At 58.9% G+C, this 21,571-nt stretch carries 13 protein-coding genes; 11 read left to right on the top strand and 2 right to left on the bottom strand.

Annotated features, from left to right (window positions below):
* Nucleotides 1–50: 50 nt before the first annotated feature.
* Genes ACNPM8_RS17940 through ACNPM8_RS17930 form a run of 3 tightly spaced genes read left to right on the top strand, consistent with a single transcriptional unit; the run spans nucleotide 51 to nucleotide 3,449 of the window.
* A complete protein-coding gene (locus ACNPM8_RS17940; RefSeq protein ID WP_105658095.1) occupies nucleotides 51–794 on the top strand; it encodes a CDP-alcohol phosphatidyltransferase family protein in 744 nt (247 codons plus the stop codon).
* Entirely contained in the window at nucleotides 778–2,163 is a 1,386-nt protein-coding gene (locus ACNPM8_RS17935) for a Wzz/FepE/Etk N-terminal domain-containing protein (protein WP_448940371.1), read from the top strand. The genes ACNPM8_RS17940 and ACNPM8_RS17935 overlap by 17 nt, the downstream gene beginning before the upstream one ends.
* A 2-nt stretch (nucleotides 2,164–2,165) precedes the next feature.
* Complete coding sequence (locus tag ACNPM8_RS17930) at nucleotides 2,166–3,449, top strand: O-antigen ligase family protein (protein WP_448940370.1); 1,284 nt, start codon at nucleotides 2,166–2,168, stop codon at nucleotides 3,447–3,449.
* 78 nt (nucleotides 3,450–3,527) lie between these two features.
* On the opposite strand, the gene ACNPM8_RS17925 is transcribed toward ACNPM8_RS17930, so the two are convergent.
* Nucleotides 3,528–6,074 carry a right-handed parallel beta-helix repeat-containing protein gene (locus tag ACNPM8_RS17925; RefSeq protein ID WP_448940369.1) on the bottom strand — a complete coding sequence of 849 codons (2,547 nt, stop codon included), beginning with the start codon at nucleotides 6,072–6,074 and terminating at the stop codon, nucleotides 3,528–3,530.
* A gap of 397 nt (nucleotides 6,075–6,471) precedes the next feature.
* Here ACNPM8_RS17925 and ACNPM8_RS17920 point away from each other — a divergent pair, with 397 nt between their 5' ends.
* The 5 genes from ACNPM8_RS17920 to ACNPM8_RS17900 all read left to right on the top strand — a co-directional run bounded on the left by ACNPM8_RS17920 (nucleotide 6,472) and on the right by ACNPM8_RS17900 (nucleotide 14,021).
* A complete protein-coding gene (locus tag ACNPM8_RS17920) occupies nucleotides 6,472–7,659 on the top strand; it encodes a DUF1972 domain-containing protein (protein ID WP_448940368.1) in 1,188 nt (395 codons plus the stop codon).
* 109 nt (nucleotides 7,660–7,768) lie between these two features.
* A complete protein-coding gene (locus tag ACNPM8_RS17915) occupies nucleotides 7,769–8,209 on the top strand; it encodes an adenylyltransferase/cytidyltransferase family protein (protein ID WP_105658121.1) in 441 nt (146 codons plus the stop codon).
* A gap of 19 nt (nucleotides 8,210–8,228) precedes the next feature.
* Entirely contained in the window at nucleotides 8,229–8,981 is a 753-nt protein-coding gene (locus ACNPM8_RS17910; protein WP_400290968.1) for a hypothetical protein, read from the top strand.
* Nucleotides 8,978–12,505: a PKD domain-containing protein gene (locus tag ACNPM8_RS17905; RefSeq protein ID WP_448940367.1), complete on the top strand. Its 3,528-nt coding sequence runs from the start codon at nucleotides 8,978–8,980 to the stop codon at nucleotides 12,503–12,505. Before ACNPM8_RS17910 ends, ACNPM8_RS17905 begins: the two co-directional genes overlap by 4 nt.
* A 70-nt stretch (nucleotides 12,506–12,575) precedes the next feature.
* Nucleotides 12,576–14,021, top strand: a complete 1,446-nt coding sequence (locus ACNPM8_RS17900; protein WP_448940366.1) for a glycerophosphodiester phosphodiesterase — start codon at nucleotides 12,576–12,578, stop codon at nucleotides 14,019–14,021.
* A gap of 25 nt (nucleotides 14,022–14,046) precedes the next feature.
* Here ACNPM8_RS17900 and ACNPM8_RS17895 read toward each other — a convergent pair whose 3' ends face one another.
* Nucleotides 14,047–15,132, bottom strand: coding sequence for a glycosyltransferase family 4 protein (locus tag ACNPM8_RS17895; RefSeq protein ID WP_448940365.1), 1,086 nt, complete (start codon nucleotides 15,130–15,132; stop codon nucleotides 14,047–14,049).
* A 464-nt stretch (nucleotides 15,133–15,596) separates the two neighbouring features.
* Between ACNPM8_RS17895 and ACNPM8_RS17890 the strand changes: the two genes are divergently transcribed.
* The 3 genes from ACNPM8_RS17890 to ACNPM8_RS17880 all read left to right on the top strand — a co-directional run bounded on the left by ACNPM8_RS17890 (nucleotide 15,597) and on the right by ACNPM8_RS17880 (nucleotide 21,557).
* Complete coding sequence (locus ACNPM8_RS17890) at nucleotides 15,597–18,479, top strand: heparinase II/III domain-containing protein (RefSeq protein ID WP_448940364.1); 2,883 nt, start codon at nucleotides 15,597–15,599, stop codon at nucleotides 18,477–18,479.
* Nucleotides 18,480–18,541: 62 nt separating this feature from the next.
* Nucleotides 18,542–18,898: a hypothetical protein gene (locus tag ACNPM8_RS17885; RefSeq protein ID WP_448940363.1), complete on the top strand. Its 357-nt coding sequence runs from the start codon at nucleotides 18,542–18,544 to the stop codon at nucleotides 18,896–18,898.
* 4 nt (nucleotides 18,899–18,902) lie between these two features.
* Nucleotides 18,903–21,557: a glycosyltransferase gene (locus tag ACNPM8_RS17880; RefSeq protein ID WP_448940362.1), complete on the top strand. Its 2,655-nt coding sequence runs from the start codon at nucleotides 18,903–18,905 to the stop codon at nucleotides 21,555–21,557.
* Nucleotides 21,558–21,571 lie beyond the last annotated feature (14 nt).

Here is a 21,571-nt window from a genome sequence, read left to right as displayed (position 1 = left end):
GCGGCCGATCGCGGCCGCAAGCACATAAGAGTTCACTGGGGAGGACTCACATGCTGCAAGAACAACAAGGATACCGTTGGGCAGTCGCAGAACTGCGCCAGCGGCAGAAAACCAATAAGGGAGCGCCAGCCTACTCGCGCTTCGTCAACAGGCCACTGGGCCGCCGGCTGGCGGCACTAGCCTATCTGCTTCGGCTAACGCCCAATGGCGTCACCGGCATCAGCGCACTATGCACGGCTGGCGGACTGGCGGTGATCGCGCTGCTGGAACCGTCCTTCGGCTCTTCGCTGCTGATCACGGCTTTGCTGGTGCTCGGCTACGCGCTGGATTCTGCTGATGGGCAGCTGGCCCGTCTCCAAGGTTCCGGATCCGCTGCCGGCGAATGGCTGGACCATATTGTCGATGCGATCAAGACCGCCGCCCTGCACGCGATGGTGCTGATCTCGTGGTACCGGTTCTACCCGGTAGAAGGCGCCTGGTACCTGGTGCCCATTGCCTACCAAGTCGTGGCCTGCAGCCTGTTCTTCTCCATGATCCTCACCGATCAGCTGCGCCGGCTGAACTCCGGGAGAACAGGGCACTACCTGCAGGGCCAGGGCAAGAGCTCGGCCCTGTATTCATTGGCCGTCGTGCCTACCGACTTCGGCCTGATCTGTCTGGCCTTCCTGACGCTGTGGCTGCCATCGGTGTTCATTCCGGTGTATGTCCTGCTGCTGCTGGCCAACGCAGGCTTCCTGGCGCTGGCCCTGGGCAAGTGGTACCGGGAGGTGAAGGGCCTTGGCCAAAGCGCTTGATTACCAAGAACATCGCACCTGGCCAGCTGCACCGGAATTGGGCTGGGGACAGCATGCGCATCGGGAGGCGGCAGGCATGGATCTGAGTGATTTCCTCTTCGTGCTGCGAACCCGCATGTGGTGGATCGCGGCCAGCACCCTTGCCGGGATACTCGCCTCCATCGCCATCACCCTGGGGATGACCCCGGTCTACACCGCGAAGTCGACCTTGTTCGTCAGCGTCAATTCCAGCCAGGATACGGCCTATGCCCGTGGCCAGTTCGCGCTGCAGCGAGTGGGGTCCTACCCGCAGCTGGTCAATGATCCGCAGCTGATCAACCAGGTGATCCGCGAGCTTGATCTGGATCGCAGTTTCCAGGACGTCAAATCCAATGTGAACGCCACCAATCCGGTCGATACCGTGCTGCTGGCCGTGACGGCGAAGGCCCCGGAGGCCCAGCAGGCCGCGGACATCGCCAATACGGCTGCCGGGTTGCTGGCGGAGTCCATCCAGAAACTGGAGAACACCGATCCCAAGAAGCTCGAAGTCAAAGCGGAGCTGTCCGTGCCGGCCGCGGCACCGCAGTACGCCACCGCGCCTCGCAAATCCGTGAATCTGGCCCTGGGCCTGGTTTCGGGAGCCAGCTTGGGATTGCTGCTGGCTCTGGCGCTGCACAAGTTGGATCCGAGGATCCTGCGCGGCCGCGACGCCGAACGGCAATTGCGCATGCGCGTGCTGGGCACCGTGACGGCCCGGTCCAAGGACGGAGCCCGTGCCAACCCGACCGGCATCCAGGTCGGTTACCGCCAGCTGGTATCGAACCTGCTGATGGCCAATGACGGGCGCCTGCCGCAACGCATCCTGGTGCTCAGTACCCGTGCCGATGCGGTTCTCGATGGGCAGCAGCTCGCCCAGACCCTGGCGGCCATGGGCAAGCGCTCGGTGATCGTGCAGGCCGACCGCCAACTGGAGCCGCTGCGCCGCGACGAGGCAAGTGGAAAGGGCCTGGCCCAAGTGCTCGCTGGCACCAGCGAGCTGCATGATGCGCTCACGCATATCAAATCGGTGCCGATGGGCTACCTCCCTGCCGGACCGCAACCTGAAACGCTGCGCCGTTTCGATGTGTTCGCCGGATTGGACAGCTTGATCGCTTCCCTCGAAGAAGATTTCGATGTAGTGATCTTCGTAGCCAGCATGGAGGGCCAGCCGGTGGACGCCACCGCAGTGGCCCTGCACAGCGATTGCGTGATCCTCACCGGACGTGAACGGCGAACCACCTACCGACAGGTTGCCGATGCCCTGCAGGAGCTGAACGCTGTGCGAGTCGGAGCGACCGGGCTGGTGCTGGTGCGCAAGCCTTCGCGCTTCCGGCACCGGCGGGGTACCTGATCATGCCTCCGGCCGTCAGCGCGTCCTGGACGCCGGCGGAGCAGATTCCGGTGCCACGGCGCTACCGGGTTCCGCGTCTGTGGCAGTTGAACCTGCTGTGGATCCTGATGGTCTTCAGCGTGGTTGCCTGGCGCCAGGGAACGCTGTTCACCGGCGGACTGGACCTCGTGGTCGTGCTCAAGGCGCTGCTGCAAGGCGCCGTGCTGTGCTGGGCGATCCTGCTGTGGATGTGGAGTGGGGCCCGCCAGCCGGTAGGCGTGCGCAGTATAGCGCTGCTCGCTCCGGTTCTGGCCCTGAGCGTGATCGGGGCGATGGCAGAAGGCAATGTCATGGCCTCGGCCATCATCGCGATCCGCGTGGCGATGCTGGCAGCGACAGTGCTGTTCATCATGCGGGTTTTCCCGGCCCACCAGGTGCTGCTGGCCATGTGCGTCGGTTTGGCCGCGGTGGGCATCATCAGCGCGGGGACCGGGCTGGCGCTGGGCGGAGGCGGGCGCTTGACAGGCGGCATCCCTCCGCTGAGCCCCAATGAGATTGCCTTGCTTTCCGGCATCCCGGCACTGGTTCTTTTCCACCAATCGCTGCGCGCGCACGTGCGGTGGTGGCACGTGGGGATGCTGGTGTTGCTCAGCTCCATCCTTCTGCTCTCCGAGTCGCGCACCGCTCTCATCGCGGCTGCTTGCACGGCAGCTGGCATGCTGCTGATGCTCCGCCGAATCCCGTTGCAGACCATCGTGGCGGCGCTGGCGGCCCTTCCGCTGTTGTTCTACCTTGCGTTCCTGACTCCGGTTTTGCAGAATCTGATGGCTCGCGAGGACAGTGCCTCGGTGATGACGTTGAACTCCCGGACTATCAGCTGGTCGGTCGTGCTGAACCTGCCCAATGATTCATGGCAGAGATGGATCGGTGCGGGATTGAGCCAGAAGACCATTGCTGTCGAAGGGCAGTACTGGGACGAGCAGGTTTTCGATTCTTCGTGGATTTCCTTGCTGGCGCAAACTGGAATCATCGGAACGCTGCTTGTGGCTTTCTGGGTTCTGCTGACGGTTTTCGCCGCATTGCGTTCAAGCAGGTTGCGCAGCTTGCTGTTCCCGCTGCTGGCATTCGTGATCATCCGCAGCGTCATGGAAAACGGGCTGGTAGATGCCGGTGCGCTATTCCTGATTTTCCTGGTGTTCGCCCTGATGCTGGAGCCCGCCAGCAGCCGTGCGGCCTTGGACTGGGAACACGCTGCACCCCTGCAGCGCAAGCAGCCGCCGGATCCGCCGGTGGCGATGGGCAACTGAACCCGAATGCACCGGATCCCGGCTGGGCACAATGCCGAGCCGGGATCCGTTGCTTGTACTGACGGGGTGGCCCGGAGCCTAGCGCGGGTAGCTGCCGATGCGCTTGGAAGCGGGAGCCTGTCCTATCAGGGAGGCAATATCGCTAGGCAATGCGGTAGCTTGGCTGTTCTTGCCCGTAACGCTGGTAGTCGGATTATTGGTACTGCTCAGCACCGTGCTGGAGGTGAGTTCAAAGGAATTCAGCTCTTGTCCGGTGGACTTGGCGAAGGCGGGCAAGGTGGTGAACACCGCGGGGTTTCCAGCGCCTTTGGACCAGACGGAGGACCACTTCGGATTCGTGGAGTTGATGCGGTGATAGGCATTGGACGCCAGGGAGATCTTCATCTGTTCCGCCGTGTAGCTGCCCGAGTAGTCCTCGACGGCAAGAATTGCGTTGCCACCGCCGGTATTGGAGAACACGTTGTTCTTCGCGACAATGTTCTTATTGATCCAGGTCATGGTGGTGTCAGGGAATGGCTGGCGCGGATCGTGCCCGGGGGCGGACTTGTTCGCTGCGCGGCGCGCATCCTGCACGATGTTCAGCACCCGGTTCTTGCCGCTGATGGTGTTGTTCCAGATCTTCACATCGCTGGTGTTGTTCAGTTTGAAGGCGAATCCGGAATTCTTGGTGATGCGGTTGTTGGCAACCACTGCTTTTGCGGAGATCTCCAGCGACAGTCCGTGCCCGGTATTGGAGATCAGGTCATTATTCAGGATCTTGGAATCGTAGACGGATTCATCCAGCCATAGTCCCGGACCGTAGTTGCTGTTGAGCTTGGAATCCTTCACCGTCACGCCCCGGGTGCGTCCGATCTTCAGCCCGCCGGAGACAGGCGAAGTGTTGAACCGCTCGTGGTTATTGCCTGTGGAGGCCAGTTTGTTGACGACCAGTCCGTCAGCGTACACGGCGTTCATGCCCAGCATGCCGCTGCGCTGGATCTTCACGTTGCTCACGGTGTTCTTCACAGCGCTGACGTTCAAACCCGTGGTTGCCGTATCCTCGATGGTCAGGTTCTGCACAGTGATGCCCGGCTTCTCCGCGGTGACCGCACCCATGTCGGGCACCGAAGGAGCGAACTTGCGCACATTGATACCCGAAACGCTGGAATTGCCGCTGCGGATGCTCAGGGCCTTGACCAGCGTAGAAGCGCGCACGGACTTTCCGGTTGGGTCGGTGCCGAGGTGCAGCTTGTTGTTGGCGCGGTCCACATAGAATGCACCCGGTTTGAGCTTGGCAACCGAGGATACCTGGGTCTGCTTGGTCCCGTTGATCCATACCTGGTCGGGGTGGGCTGCCATGGGATAGCTGGAATTGATGAAGCCCCATGCTTCAGCCGTATTGTCTGTGGCTCCCCGGGTGTAGGTCGGGCTGGTATCGAAATCGTAGTCCCAGCCGGATTTCACCCATCCATTGCTCGCGGCGGAGAAGCCCGTGATTGCCTTGGAACCATCGAGCCAGACGGTCTCTCCCGGGTATTCGCGCAGCTTGAGGCTCTTGCCTGCGGGGATCACTACCGACTCATGGTAGCTGCCACCACGCACCACGATGGTCTGTCCGCTGGAGGCTTTGGAAATGGCCTTGGACAGGGTGCGCAGTGGCGCTGAGGCGGTACCGCCGGAGGCATCATTTCCGGATGCCGAAACATAAAGTGCTGTTGAAGGGATGGCGCCCAGGGTTCCCGCCTGCGGTGCCTGCTCGCCAACGCTGACCTCTTCGGAGTGGGGAACGGTTCCTTCGGCCTCAGGTGCAGGTTCGGGAGTTGGGGAAGGCGATGGGGCAGGTGCCGGTTCCGGGGCCTGCATCGCCGGTTCGGTAGCTGAACGCGCCACCAGATTATCAACGTGCAGACCGGAGTTGCCGGCGGCGCTGGCCGAAAGGTAACCGCCTATGCGCAAGCTGCCTTCGGCCGAGGCCAGCGCTGTGGATGCATCTTCCGATTCCAGTTGCCATTCGGGGGTTCCGCTGCCAGCTGCGAAGGCGCGGGCCTTGAGCGACGCGGTGCCGCTTCCGGCGACGGCGAAGTCAAGATGGTACGCAGTCCCCGGGCGAGCCGCTGCGCTGATCTGCCGAGAATCGAGCACGATCTTTTTACCGCTGACGGTCCGTGAAATTTCCAGGGACAGATTGCCAGTGCTTTGCAGCCGAAGCGAAGCGGTGTATTGGCCATCTGCGGTACTTCGGGCACCTAGGTGCGCATAGGACGAACCCGTGCTGGGCAGCGAGTCGAAGGAAATATCGACGCCGGCCTGCATGTCGGCAGCGTTGATGGCGGCGGTGGCATGGCTGAGCTTGCCGGGGACCAAGGTAATTTCACCCTGGGAACCATCTACGGCGAAACGGCTTGGACTGTTGGCTAGGTAGGGGATTCCACTTGAAGCAGAGCCCCAGCCGGAGCCAACTGTGCGGTTCATGGCATCGGCGACCAATGTGGTCGAAGCGGCCACGGGCACCGGGTTCAAGGAGGTGGCGACGATGCCGCACGCGGCGGCTAAGGCCAATGCCGCGATCAGGCGCGGCCGCTGGGAAGATTGGCCGGATGTATCCGGACCTAGGGGCAAGAGGTTCTTGGGGGAAAGGTTCTGCAAAGGATCCTCGGAGCTTAACCCGTGCTCCCCAGCAAAACAGGCCCTGCTCATTCAATATAGACGATGGTTTAAGGGTCACGCGGGCCCTGCTGTAAATGGTGGCATGGAATGAACCGTTATTCAATCGTGATGTTTCTCTCTCGATCCCTGGACTTCGAGGTTGACGAGGAAACTTCCCCAGTGGCCAGTGAGTATTCCAAGTACCCCCGAGCAAGTAATTCGCGGGTAACGCAAGTACGGGTGCACTCGTGTGCCGCAACGGCACGACACATATGCTCGGTAGATGAGAAACGCATGCTTGCGGCATGTTCCGGAACTCGCCGTTGATTTTGGGGATCGACGCTGGTGCGGCAAGCAAGCGAACGTTGATTCTGCTGTTTAAATTTGGGGGAACAGAATGCAACGCACCGAGCACCATGACTCGCGCGCCAAGCTGCGCATCGCCTTGATTGGCACCAGGGGAGTACCTGCACGCTATGGCGGTTTCGAGACCGCTATTGAAGAGGTAGGGCGCCGCCTGGCCGATCAAGGGCACGAGGTGACCGTATATTGCCGTGGCACTGCCAAAGACGAGCGCATGCGCGAATACCAGGGCATGAAGCTGGTGCATTTGCCTGCCATGAGGCGAAGGAGCCTCGAGACGCTGAGCCATACTGCACTGTCGGTGATCCATGCCCTCTTCAACCGGCCCGATGCGGCGATTGTCTTCAACGCGGCCAATGCCCCGCTGCTCCCGCTGCTGCGTTTGGGAAGGATTCCCGTCGCCACGCACGTGGATGGGCTGGAATGGAAACGGGCCAAGTGGGGACCTATTGGCCAGAAGTACTACCGGCTATGCGAGCGCCTCTGCGTCTGGTGGAGCAGGGAATTGATTGCCGATGCCCTGGGTATCGCCAACTACTACGCGGCGAAATTCTCGCGGGCAACGAGGCTCATCACCTATGGGGCACCGCAAATTCCCGAGGCTGCTGCAGTGAAATTGGCTGAGCTCGGCTTGGAATCCGGAAAGTTCCATCTGGTAGTGGCCCGCTTCGAGCCGGAGAACCACGTGGAGATGATTGTCCGTGGCTACAGCCAGTCGCAGGCCAGGCTCCCGCTGGTGGTCGTCGGTTCGGCGCCCTATGCCGAGCAATACACTCAGCAGGTTCATGCCGCGGCCACGGAACAAGTCCGCTTCCTAGGCGGGGTATGGGACCAGCAGCTGCTAGATGAGCTCTATGCCCATGCACTTGCCTATTGGCATGGCCATTCGGTCGGCGGTACCAACCCATCATTGCTCAGGGCGTTGGGTGCCGGTACGGCGATCAACGCCTATGACGTGAACTTCAACCGCGAAGTGGCCCAGGCAGCCGGCGAATACTTCAATGACCCGCAATCCGCGTCCAGGCTCTTCGACCGCACCGAATCAAAGGACGATGCCGTTCGCCAACGCGCCCAGCTCGCACGAAAGCGCGCTATGGACTATGACTGGGAGGATGTTGCCCGGGCCTACGAAAAGCTGTGCTTGGATTTGGCCGGTGCCGGAGAGCCTTCGGTGGAATTTGACGCAGAACCGTCTGCGGAAATTGGCCGCCGCCGCGCCTGAGGCTGGCACGAGAATTCTGGGAAACAGTAAAGCGTCCAGGCCATGGGGATGGCCCGGATGCTATGGGGAATCGAATCAGCAACTGGTTCATGAGAAATTGGGGAAAATAATGATCACTGGGTACGCCGCAGGTGCTTTCGACCTGTTCCACGTCGGGCACCTGAATATTCTCAGGCAAGCCAAGTCCAGATGCGACTATCTGATTGCCGGTGTGGTCAGTGATGAAAGGCTGCTCCAAACCAAGGGGAAACGGCCGGTGATACCGGAAAGCGAACGACTGGATATCGTCTCCTCGATAGGCTTCGTGGATGAGGCGGTTCTCGATTTTCATCCGAACCGATTACTGACGTGGGAGGATGTCAGATTCGATGTGTTCTTCAAGGGAGATGACTGGAAGGGAACCCGCGAAGGAAAAGGACTAGAAGAGCTCTTTGCAACCGTCGGGGTGAGAGTCGAGTACTTCCCCTACACCGTGCATACTTCCAGCACCAAGCTCAGAGTGGCCTTAGGGCAACTAAGCTCGCCATCTATCCAGGTCCAGCGGGCCTGAGCGCAGAACCAGACAGATCATGCAACGCGCACAAGCAGCAGAACCTCCGGCCTGCGGCCATGTCCCAGCCAAGATGCGCATCGTTCCGATGCTGCTCTTGCTGGGAATCGCCCTGGTTTCCTGCACGGTAGAACCCCAGGCTTCGCCGCAAGCGGCCATGCCTGGGGAACCAGCCGAAACTACATTGGCGACTATCGATCAGCAGCTGCACGAATCAGCCTTGGCGGCGCCCTCCACCAAGGCGGGCAAGGCCGCTGAAAAATCCGAGGATTCAGCTTCTCCTGCCGAGAAAGCAGAGAAGTCCACATGGAAAAAGGACAAGGATGCGCAGAAAGTGGCGCCGGATGCCCAAGCGGCTGGCAAGCCGCCTGCCACAGCCAAGGCAGTGGACCTTGCTGAAGAAGTCCAGGCGGGCCCGCATGCGCAGATGCGGATCAAGCGCATCGAGCAAACCCAGTCCGAAGCAGAAGGCATCGGGCAAATCGCCGGGGCCGCGACACTGGTTGAAATCGAGTTATCCAACGACGGAGTCACCGCGCTGGACTTGGGCGAGGCCCAAGTGCGCTTGTTCTACGGGGACGGCAGGGAACCGGCGGCCGTGCTCACCGACACACGCAGCACCGTACTTCCTCCACAACTGGCGGCAGGCAAGCAGGCTACTGCCACCTATCTATTCAGCGCCCAAACGGAATCAGCGTCTGACGTGACCCTTGAATTCGAAACTGGCGCAACCAAGAAAATCCAACAGCTCGCAGGTGAGGTATCGCCATGATCCGCAGATCCGCCCCGGCCATCGCCCGATGGGCCATGACCATGATTGCTGCAACCGCGCTGATCGCGGCCGCCGCATTAGCCACGCCGCCGCAGGCACTTGCAGATAGTGTGCCCGCGGATCCGTCAGACCCGCTCACCCCTGCGACCGTCACCGCCGATGCCCTCCCGACCGTCCAGATCGATGGCGTGGTCTGGAGTCAAGTGGTCATTGGCAACACGGTATATGCAGGAGGAAGCTTCGCTACCGCGCGTCCTGCAGGTGCTGCGGCCGGGACGCAAACCGCAACACGCAAGAACATCCTCGCCTACGACATTCGAACCGGAGAACTGCTCAACAGCTTCACTCCGGAATTCAATGCCCAGGTACTCACTCTTGCTGCCTCGCCGGACGGCAGCCGGCTCTACGCTGGCGGCGACTTCACCACCTTGGACGGGCAAAGCGCTTCGCGCATTGCGGCACTGAACCCGGTGACCGGAGAACGCATCGAGGAATTCGACCCGCAGCCTTCAAATTCCGTGCGCAGCATTGTCGCCACGAACACCACGGTGTACCTGGGCGGTTCGTTCTTCCGCATTGGCGAAGCCTGGCGTGAGCAAGCGGCTGCGTTGCGTGCCAGCGACGCGGCCCTCCTGTCGTTCAGGCCCGTGGTCGCAGGAGGGCACGTCGAGTCCATGTCGCTGTCGCCCGATGGGACAAAGCTGGCCTTGGGCGGCAAATTCACGCAGGTGAACTCGACCAGCGACTTTGCCAACGGCCTGGCCGTCGTGAGCACCGAGACCAGCGGGAAGTACCCATATCCGGCAGCCTCGCATGTCCGCAATGGCGGGGAAACTGGTTCCATCACGTCCATTGCCACAGATCAGGACACTTTCTACGCCAGCGGCTACACGTTCGGTCGAGCGACCACCCTGGAAGGCGTGGTGGCCATCAAATGGGCAGACCTCGAAACACGCTGGGTAGAGGACTGCCACGGGGATACCTACTCCGTGCACGCCACCGGAGACCTGCTCTACCTTGCCGGCCATCCGCACTATTGCGGAAACATCGGCGGATTCGCCCAGGAACCCAACTGGCAGTACAACCGCGCCATGGCCTTCAGCAAGGAAACAGCAGGGACAATTGACCGTGAAATCCACGGATATACCAACTTCGAAGGACTGCCGCATCCGCGGCTGCAGACCTGGTTCCCGGCGTTGAGCACCGGCACCTATACCGGGCAGAGCCAAGGACCATGGAGTGTCACAGGCAATGACGAATACATTGTCTATGGTGGTGAATTCCAGCGGGTGAACTACAAGAACCAGCAGGGACTGGTCCGCTTCGCTATCCGCAGCCTGGCGCCCAATGACAGGGGACCGCTGCCAAGCGGCGAGGACTTCGTTCCGACCCTGAGCTCCACCACTGCAGGCGAAGTGCGCATCCGCTGGCAGGCAGCCTCGGACATGGACAACGAGACCCTGGCCTACAAGGTGATCCGTGACGGGGCGAATAACGCGCCCATCCACACGGTCCAAGCCGACTCGACCTTCTGGATGCGCCAAGGCATGTCCTTCGTGGACAAGGACGTGGAGCCGGGAAGCACGCACAGCTACCGGATCTTCGCCGTGGACCCGACGGGGAAGGAGGCACGCAGCACCACCGAAAGCATCACGGTGGCGCAGGACACCGTTGCCTCCACCGCATACGAAAAGGTCATCAAAGCTGACAAGCCCAAGGCCTACTGGCCATTCGGAGCAGCTGACAACTCCACTGCCCTTGACGCCGCCGGAAGCGAAGACCTGCAGCTCGCAGGAAATGCAGGAGTCGATTCCTCATCAGCTATTGCCGGGGGAAATGGCCGCAGCCTGTCCCTGGGCGGCAGCGGGGCGCAGGACATGGTTCGCTGGCAGCGTCCGCAGGAGTTCACGACCGAACTGTGGTTCAAAGCCTCGCCCCTGCAGCGTGGCCGGCTCATCGGCTATGGCAATGGACAGAATGCGGACTCGACCGACCATGACCGGCTGACCTATGTGAATTCCCTGGGACGGTTGTCCTTCGGCGTGACCGAACGCGGCGCTCGCCGGGTGATCACCTCGTCCGGGATCTACAACGACAACAGGTGGCATCATGTGGTCTCAAGCCTGGGAGAAGATGGCATGCGCCTGTACGTGGACGGGCAGCAAGTAGCCTCGCGTGCAAGCACCAAATCCGCATTGGAACTCGACGGCTTCTGGCGAGTGGGCAATGACCGTGTCAGCGGATGGAGCTCGGCGCCAACTGGCGGTTTCGCCGGACGGGTCGACGAAGTCGCGGTCTACGGCAAGCAGCTGAGCCCGGCCGCGGTGGCGAACCACTACCAGGCTGGAATCGGACGACCTGCCAATGCCAGTCCGACGGCTGAATTCACCCATGAGATCCAGGGCCAGCAGCTCACCGTGGATGCATCGGAGTCCACGGATCCCGACGGCACCATCGCCAGCTATGGATGGGATTTCGGAGATGGAAACAGCGCCGAAGGCATCACCGCCGGGCATAGCTACGCAGAACCCGGGACCTATCAGGTGAAGCTGACGGTCACCGATGATGCCAACGGGACGGATACGGCCACGAAGCAGGTCACCATCCTGCCGCCGCCCGAACCCAACCAGCCTCCGGAAGCGGCCTTCGAAATTACTGAAGTGGACGGGCTGAAGGTTACCGTTGATGCCTCGCAGAGTTCTGATCCCGATAATGATGAGCTCAGCTACCGCTGGTCCTTCGGCAACGGCAGCGACTGGGTGGAGGGCGCAGCCATTGAATCGTTCAGCTACAGCGAACCAGATGAGTACACGATAACCCTGGAAGCCAGTGATCCGGACGGCTTGGTGGATAGCCACACCGAAACGGTGAAGGTCTCGCTACCGCCAAGGCCGGTGGCAGTTGACGCCTTTAGCCGCAATGTCACCGGCAATTGGGGCGCTGCCGATACCGGTGGCACGTGGACGCGGACCGGATCCGCGGCGACCGCCAACGTCGCTGGGGGAGTCGGCCAGCTTCTGGGCCTGAATCCCGGTTCAGGGCCGGCGATCTACCTGCCGGTGGTCGACAGCACCACCACGCAAGCCGCTGTCCAGGTGCAGCTGGATAAGCAGCCGACCGGCAATGGAACCTATGTGTCCTTCTCGTCGAGGTATCTGGGCAATGCGAGCCAGTACTACCTCAAAAGCCAGTTCACTTCCTCGGGCGGCATCCAGATCCAGCTGATTCGTGCCGTGGGCGGTGCGGAGAGTGTTCTGGCCACGCAATACCAGTCCTCCTTCGGCTATCAGGCTGGCCAGGCGGTCCACTTGAAGCTGTCGGTGACAGGAACCAACCCGACGCAGCTGGCGGCAAAGATCTGGGCTGCCGCAGACAGCGAGCCAGCCAACTGGCAGCTCAACGCCAGCGACTCGACCAGCGAGCTGCAAGTTCCAGGAGGCATAGGCCTGCGCCTGTATCTCTCCGGCTCGACATCCAATGCACCGGTGACCGCGTCCTTCGACAACCTGTCCGTGATCGGTTAGCAAGGATCCGCACAATGCCAGACCCGCCAGAGCCCAGGCCTTGGCGGGCCTGGGCTGCCGAGGGGGCATCATGGAAACCGGAACTGCAGGGCCGCTCGCGGTCAGCCGCCGCACGTTCCTGGGCTTGGCTGCCGGCGCATTGCTGCTGGCCGGGTGCTCAGGGGAATTAGTGGCAAAGCGCGCCTCGCCCAAGGCGGTCAGCGCGGCAGACCTGCTCGGGCAAGATCTCTTCTACATTGCCCACCGCGGGTCGGGGGATAACTGGACCGAGCATACGCTGCATGCCTACCGGCAAGCCCTGGCCCATGGCGCCCAAGCCATCGAGATCTCGGTGCACCGGAGCAAGGACGGCCATTTCATTTGCCACCATGACGCCAGCCTGGAGCGCCTGTGCGGAGTCCCGCGGCTGATCAGCGAAACCGCGTGGGACGAGCTCCAAGCACTGCGCAACGATGCTCGCCAATGGCTTGGACCGAATGCTGCGTTGGAGCCCTTGGCACGCCTGGAAACCGTTCTGGAAGCACTGGCGGACCAGGCGGTCCTCTTTATCGAGGACAAGAGCGGACAGCATGCCGCCGAGCTGATCGAGATGATTGCTGCTTCCCCGGTTCCTATCGAATCGACGGTGTGGAAGCAGCCGGCAACCGGCACCGGAGCCGAATTGGCATCGGCCGCCGGGATGAAGACCTGGGGCTACTTCGCCCCGGAGAATTTTGGCGGCATTGAACAGCTTGCTGGTGGGTTCGATGCACTAGGCATCCATGAGTCGGCTGATCCGGGCACCATTGAACGAGCAGTGGCCACGGGGCTTCCTGTGATCTGCTGGGAAGTGCACCGCAGAAGCCAGAGGGACTGGCTGGCACGGCAGGGCGTACGGGGGATGATGTGCTCGAACTTGCCCTACGTAACTTCTTCACCGCAAGCCGTGCCGACGGTTGCAGACGGCTTTACCAGCGGCCTGCGGGCCGCGGGTGACCTGCCCGATGCGATCACCTGGAAAGCGCAGCCGCAGATCTTGGCCGCAGAAGGCATTCTCACGCTTGGCGGCTCCCGCAAGGCATCCTATGCCTTGGGATCAATGGCCTTGGCTGGGGCCGGCAATTGGCGTTTGAAGGCCCAGATCCGCTGGCCGCAGCGGGGAAGCGGGAACCAGATTGCCGGACTGGCCTTCGGATTGCCAACGGATGAGCCCTACCGGGCATTCGAGGAATCGCAGACAGACGGATTCCACCTCCAGCTCGAAAGCCACGGTGAAGTATCGCTCTGGCGAGCAGGCGGGAAAACTCCGCACAAGCTGGGAAGGGCAATGTGGAATGCGCCTTCTGGGGGTGAATGGGCGCAGATCGAGCTGGTGATGGCGGATGGGCGGATCCTGGCCGAATGCGGTGGCGAGGCATTGGCCGCGGAGCTGGGCGAATCTGTTGCGCCGGGCTACCTGCACCTGCTGAACCTGATTCCGGCCGGGCATGGGGTGGACTTCCGACAGGTGTCGCTGGAGCTGGAAGCATCGGAGTAACCTGGGCACAGCATGGGACTGAAGACTATCCGGAGGCAAGAAGCGATTTCAAGGCGGAATCCATGCGCTGTCCGAAGAGCTCGGGGTCGTGGAATTCTCGCGCCTTCAGCGCCGACTGCTGCGCCGAAACTCTGAACTGCTCCCACCCGCTGCGAATCGTCTCGATGGCCGCCGCCAGCTCTTGGGGATTTCCTGGTTCAACGAGCACCGCACTGGAATACGGTTCCACGGCTTCCTGCAAGCCGCCGATGCGCGAGGCAATGACCGGACGTTCGGCGAGTACGGCTTCCACCGCGGTGTTCCCGAAGGATTCTTCGAGCTGCGCGGGGACAACGGCGATATCCGCGGATTCATAATGGGGCCAAACATCGGATTGGAATCCCAGGAACTCTACAAGTTCGGGTCGCGGCAGAGCCTTGACGCGATCTTGGAGCGCCTGTTCGAAGGATTCGTAGCCTTCGAATACGGCCCCGACTAGGCTCAACGACACGTCCACGCCTTGCTGTTGCAGGATCGTGACGGCATCGAGCAGCACCAGCAACCCTTTTCGCTCAGAGAGCCGTCCAACGTAGAGCAATCGCAAGGGGCCGTTAAGTTTCTGCCGAGCCGGCACTGGATTCGGGGGACCTGCGATGCCGTTGTAGATGACTTGGCTGTTCTTCTGCGCCCAAGGCACGTGCTGGAGGTACGCGGTATTGGTGAAGCGGCTGTTGGTGATGATCCTGTGAGCGAAGGTCCCGGGCAGGGACAAGCCCAAGCGCATCGGTTTGGGGGAATGGGATTCGGACTCGTGCACGTGCAGGGCAACCTTGTGCCCCGACAGGCGGGCATAGGCGACCCATAAGGGAATGATGGTGGTGTTCACCAGGACAGCGGATGGTTTGGTGCTCTTGAGCAATGCATGCATCTGGCGCACGCCTTGGAAAGTGTCTTTGGCAAACCCTACGGCCCCGCGCGGGGTGAAGATTGACTTGCGCAGCACCGGCGTATTGCAGACCACCACTTTGGCACCCTGCGCACGCAAGGCCGACGCCAGTAGACCCTCGGCAGGAAGTCCGACGGTGACCCTCCAATTTCCCCGCAACAAGCCTTTGACGTCCTCCAGCAGCATTCTGTCGGATCCATACATTTCGGAACCTGGATGCGCTACCACGATCGTTCGGTTCGATGCCTTTGCCCCCATGAAATGATCTTCCCATTCAAAACTGACATCCGATAGGAGCAGTCAGTCGCAGATCTTGTATCCAAGTAGAAGTAGGGGGTGGGTATTAGCAGATTTTAGCCAACCACCTTGAAGAGATTGCGAAACCAGCACGAAATGTCATTCGTCGTGTGGACCAATAAACTGCGGCCATTGGTGATTGTCAATATTGAATATGCGAAGAGCGGACTTCAGCTGGTTGAATGAGCCTCCTTTGGGTAGCTGACTGACCAGAGAACTTATTCTGTACTTGATCCGCAGACCAGTCCAGTAATCAAGCAGATGAAGCCGAGGGTGAACCGAGGGTGAACAACGTGAGAACATCCGGTTGACTAGCTTCTTTATGGGCTTTTTGGCCAACTAAAGCAAATAGCATGGATCCAGAAAAGTGCGATGCGAGCAATGCTCGTTCAGCAATAACTGGAGGAAATGCCATGAATCTCGAGTGCGCAAAGCGTCAAAGCTTCGGTGCCCGTTACGAGCGAACTACGAAGGACAAAATCCTTGCCAAACGGGTTTTGGACAGCCGGCTCACGATGTCGCCGCACCCAGAATGGCAGTTACCTGAAGATCCAACCTGGCTCGAAAATCCGTTGAAGGATGACAACTGGCAGTTCCAATACCATTCATTGCGTTGGCTCGATCCGTTGCGCCGTGAGGCCGTGGCTGGCAACGAGAATGCGCGTCAGGTGTGGGAGCGCTACGTTCAGTCTTGGATTGCTGCAAATCCTCCAGGGACTACTCGGACCAAATGGGCGTGGATCGATATGGGTGACGCTTTGCGCACCTACGTCTTGTCCTTTGGCCTGAACATGTACAGCGACCCTCCGAAGTGGCTTTCTGATTCACTGGAACAACACATGCACTGGCTGGCAATTGAAGAGAATCTCGGGCACGGTAACCATGCTTTGCACCAGCATCAGGCGCTATTCGTCGCTGCAAGCATTCTCGAAGAGCCATCCTTGGTTGAACTTGCCATCCAACGCATGGGCGAGCTGGTTTCTGGATCATATGATGCCCAAGGCGTAAATGAAGAAGGCAGTATCTCTTATCAAGAAGCCAACTACCGCTGGTGGCATGAAGCGCTTCGCCGTCTTGAACTCGAAGGGATAGCTCGGCCCGCGTGGGCTGCAGTTCTCGATGCAGCCCCAGAATCGCTTGCTCATGCCACCCAACCCGACGGTAGCTACGTTCGCATCGGCGACATGGACAGTGGCGGACCATCCAAGATCAAATCGCCATTCACCCAGTACGTCAGCACAGCTGGCTCCAAGGGGAGCGCCCCGCGTGATCTGATTAAGGTCTACAACGGCGGTTATGTGTATGGGCGCAGCGGATGGGGTGAAACTGAACGAGAATTCGCGCAGGAGACATTCTTTTCACTTTGCTTTGGAGCGCAGCGCAAAATTCATGGGCAGGCCGATGGCAGTTCCGTTACCTTCTTCGCGAACGGTTTTCCATGGCTCATTGATACCGGGAAGTACTTGTATGGACGCCACCCAATGCGCACTTACGTCGTCAATCGCCCAGGGCACAACTTGCTCGTGGCTAACGGGCGCAAATACGACCGCGCCGCTAACGTAACTCTATTTCGAACCGACGAATCCGCGCGTCATTTCGAAGCTGTGACTCGGGACACCGGCTATGAGGATATTTTGATGACCCGCCGAGTTATCTTCTCAAAGCGCGGCGAGTACTTGCTGGTGATCGATGCCGTATCGGCAAAGGAAGAAGTCGAAATTGAGCAGCGTTGGCACGCTCATGAATCTACTGCAACCATTCTCGAAAAGTCCTCTGCTGTCCTCAGTAACGGCAAGGCCGAGTGCCAGTTGCATTGGGTAGGTCGTAACGCGAGGCTGACAACTGCAAAAGGCGAAACGAAGCCATATAACGGGTGGACCAGTACGGGTTGGCGTAAAAACAAAGAAACTACCGTTATCAGTGCAGTACAAAAAGGGACTCAACTTACCTTCCGCACAGTGATTGGTGCGGGATCCAGCTCGGAAGGGACAGTGAGCACAATGCGCCGTGTTGCCCCGGGATACCAAGAGTTCACCATTCGTGGGCGAGTCGGCACTGAATACGTTCTATTGGGGAAAAAGGGCGCAGTGATTTCGGATCGCCCTTTCCGCGAAGAGAAAATCGATGACTACTTTTCGGCGGTTTCTGAAACAACGGGTAAATCAGCTCTGTTCGCGGAGGATCTTTTTGACCCTCTAATTCCAGGTATTAGCACGGTTCCTGAACGCCAGATGGCGCTGAACGCGGCCTATGACGAAATTAAACGTGTTGGCCTTAATGCTGGCTATCGGTCCGGGCTAGCGACAGGAATGATTGATCTCGCCGGAACGGACTTGTCGCTGCCTGAAGAACTTATGGACGTGGCTAAATTGCGTGCACCGCTGATCTCTTGGGACCAGAAGAAGCCAATTTCGAATCGCAATGGAAATGTCCGGAGTTACGAATCGCGGAGCGCTATTGCGAAAGACTCAGGCTACCGGGGCATCCAGAGTTACCGGTATGGCCGGCTGACACTGCCAATATCCACCATCCCGGGCCAAGGCGATACCTTGCACGTGTCCTTCCATGGAGCATTGGACCGCGGCAAGTACTCGCTTCCTCGGTTCGAGCGAGGTCAAAGCTTATCGGGATTGGGAATCAATCAGATGGTTTTTGCAGACCCAACGCTAGATCTTGACCCCGGCGTGAGCTTGGCATGGTTCCTCGGCACAGAAACACAGGACCTTCATGAAGAGATGGCATTGCTCGTCGGAGAACGCATGAAAGCTCTCGGAATGGATCGGGTGGTGCTCTCAGGAAGTTCAGGAGGTGGTTTCGCTGCGCTCCAAGTCGCCGCGTTCCTACCTGAGAGCAGAGTGATTGCCTTCAATCCTCAGACGTGTGTCACGTCCTACCACGCTCGTCTGGCGCAAAAGGCGACGGATGTAGTCTTCCCGAATGGTCGTCTCAGTGACGCCCGCATTCGTCAGCGGTTGGACGCTGCGGAACGATACAAGGCACTCAACTCAAAAGTGGATGTGCTCTTCATCCGTAACGACGGGGATTCACATCATTCGAGCGAACATCGCCAACCCTTCCTAGAGAAGATTGAAGATCTACCAGGCATCACAGCACGGACCATCACAGAAGCATGGGGAAGTGGCCATCGAAGCCCAAATGCCGAAGTGTACTTGCGCCTGTTGGGTGAGGTGGGTTTGCATCCTCATGAGAAAGTAATGGCTCAAGAGGGGCACTGATCTTTGGATATTCCATTATTACCGGCCATTCAATGTGAAGAACTTGAAGAGAAAGTAACTAAATGACCCATCAGGATGGACAAGATCTGAGAGCGCTGGGTGAACGCGCGAGTTTTCTGCCGTTGAAGTATCAAGCTGAGAACGCTCAGCTCAAGCAAGAACTCATTGATCTCTATCAGCGAGAAGTGAAGCTGTTGAAGATCATTGATAAACGCGACGACCAGCTCGCTCAGGTAGCTGCCGGCCAGTCAATCAAGCTGCCGGCCAAGAAGAAAATCGTTGCGCGTCCCGCGGATCGCAAGGAGATCTCCCGCCTCAATTCCGAGCTGAACTATTTACAGAAGCGTTACGAAGCGTTGAAGAATTCCAAACTGGGGCGGCTTCAACTTTGGTACTGGCGCAAGAAAGCAGGGAAATAGAACCATGGATGCAGCAAGTCTTGAGAAGAGACTCAATACCATTGAAGCACGGGTCGGGCAGCTCGAAGCGCCTCTTGGGTATCCCATGGGTTTCGAAATTGCGAAGCACCTGGATTCAGCCTATTTCCGAGGATCGTTGCTGGGGGAGCACCCTTTCCTGGAGCCCGCAAGAAATGCTGAAGACTATTTTGAACGCCGAGCTCACTTTAATTCGATCAGCACTGGCCTCAGTGAACAGTACAAGGGAATCATTAACCGTGAAGAAACCAACGGCCAACGTTGGTACGCTCCTTTCAGTGCAAGAATTGGAATTATTGCCGATGAGTTCCTCTATAAGTCGTTCGTCTCAACCGCCAATTTCATCCCGCTGACTCCAAAGAACTTTCGTGACCATCTCGGTCAGCTGGACTTGGTATTAGTGACGACGAGCTGGCGTGGGCTTGCCGGCGAATGGGTTGGTGCGTCACAGCAGCGAAGCCGAATTCGCAAACTTATCGAAAATGAACTGATCCCGCTGTTCCAGAATGCGGGTACTCCGGTGGCCTTCTACTCGAAAGAGGACCCTCCGAACTTCGACGTATTTCTGTCCACGGCTAAGAAATGCGATTACATATTCACCAGTGCGCTGGAGAAGATCCCGGATTACGAAAAAGCATGTCCTGAAGCTAAGGCAATTGAAGTATTATCATTCAGCGTCGATCACCTGCACCACAATCCGGTAGGGAGTCGAGAGAACCGTATTGATGACGTGGTATTTGCCGGTTCGTGGCATAACCATAAATATCATGAGCGACGACGCTCGGCTTTGCAGATCTTCGACGGAGTGATTGAATCAGGTAAACGCCTACGCATCGTAGACCGGAACTGGTCTCTTGACAATGAAAAGTATCTGTTTCCAGAGCGTTACCTTCCTTATGTAGAGCCAGCGATCAAGCACGATGAATTATTGCAGATTCATCGCACCAGCGATCTGGTGATTAACCTGAACTCCGTGGTTGGCAGCCCCAGCATGTATGCGAACCGCGTTGTAGAACTTCAAGCAATGGGCTGCAGCGTACTATCCAACTACAGTGCTGGTGTCAACGATCAGTTCCCGAACGTGTTCATGCCAGACGGCGCCCTGGAAACCCAGAGCATCATCGAATCGCTGACTCCTGAACACCAATACCGTAACCAGATGGCTGGCTTACGCAACGTGTTCACCCATCATGTGAACTTTGATCGCATTCGTAAGCTGTTGAGCGTATGCGGCTTGGCTGAAGCAGGGGCGCCGAAACCAAAGGTTGCGGTCGTTGGAGCGCTCTCGACGGCCCAAGAATTTGTGGACGGCCAGTCGTACCGAGAAGAACTAGAAGTTTTTGCCTCGGTAGAAGCAGCTCGTGTTGCAGGCTTCGATGTGGCTTGCACTATCGCAGATGGTTTCGACTATGGCCAGCACTACCTGCAGGACTTATTGAATGCGACAAAGTACGTTGCAAGCGATGTGGTGTTCAAGGCGGGAGAAGCCGATGCCTACCAGACGCATCATGCGTTCACTGACGCTGCTGAGCCCGAACATGGAGCATTGCGCTGGCTCACGGCAGCTAGTGCTACTTCATCGGCTAACGGCGATGCCTACCGACTAGACGGTTTCGAAGTTGCGGAACGCGGCCGTGAGTCACTCACCGTTAGCCAAGAACCAGCAGCGATCAGCGTTGTGATTCCTATCTTCAACAACGGCGAGCATCTGGAGTTCAAGTGCTTCGAGTCCTTGCGCAGGAGCTCGTTGTTTGCACAGATGGAAATCTTGCTCATCGATGATGGATCTACGGACCCGACAACCGTTCAAACAGTCAAGAACCTTGCTGCACGTTATCCAAACGTACGCACGCACTTCTTTGAAACCGGCGGTTCAGGCAGCGCCTCTCGTCCACGTAACCATGGCCTGGCCATGGCGTCAGCAGAGTGGATTACCTACCTTGACCCAGACAATGAAGCCCTCAATGACGGTTACGCCAAATTGCTCAAGCTAGCTCGTGAGAATGATTCGGAGTTTGCAATCGGCAATATGGCGCGCAACGCCGTGGGTCGCAAACTCGTGAACTATGTTCGCATCCTGCGCAAGCAGATCATCCAGAACGAAGTAGCGGAAGACACCTACGAGGTCGATGAGTCCGTTCTGCGGAAGATTAATTTCACGCCGATGAGCATCCAAGCACTCGTGGCTAATACTCAGTGGTTGCGTTCCTTGGGAATCGAACAGCCTGTCGGCGCAGTCGGGCAAGACTCGTACTTCTTCCAGCAGATGCTCTATTACGCAAAGCAAATCTCGTTGCTGAACGAACCAATCCATATGTACTTCGCTGCCGTGGCGAATTCCACGGTGAACAGCCTCGGGCCGAAGTTCTACCGTAAATATATTCCGTTGGAAAGCGCACGTGCTGAATGGCTGGAACGCATAGGGTTGCTTAGCGAATACCGCAAGCGCCGCATGGAAAAGTTCACCAAGGGGTGGTACATCGACAAGTTGAATCGTGTTGCACCCGAAGAATTGGAAGAATCCAAGCAGTTGGTGGTTCAACTGACCGAGTTCTACGGTGCACACCAATGGGAAGATCCGGAACTGAAGGATTTCTTCGCAGCGAATAAAGCGCCAGTGGGGACACCTTACGGCGTGTAGATAAGCGCGTTGGG

This window comes from Glutamicibacter sp. AGC46, assembly GCF_053543715.1.
Note: the sequence above shows the minus strand (reverse complement) of the source record. Positions and strands in the feature narration are given on the sequence as shown.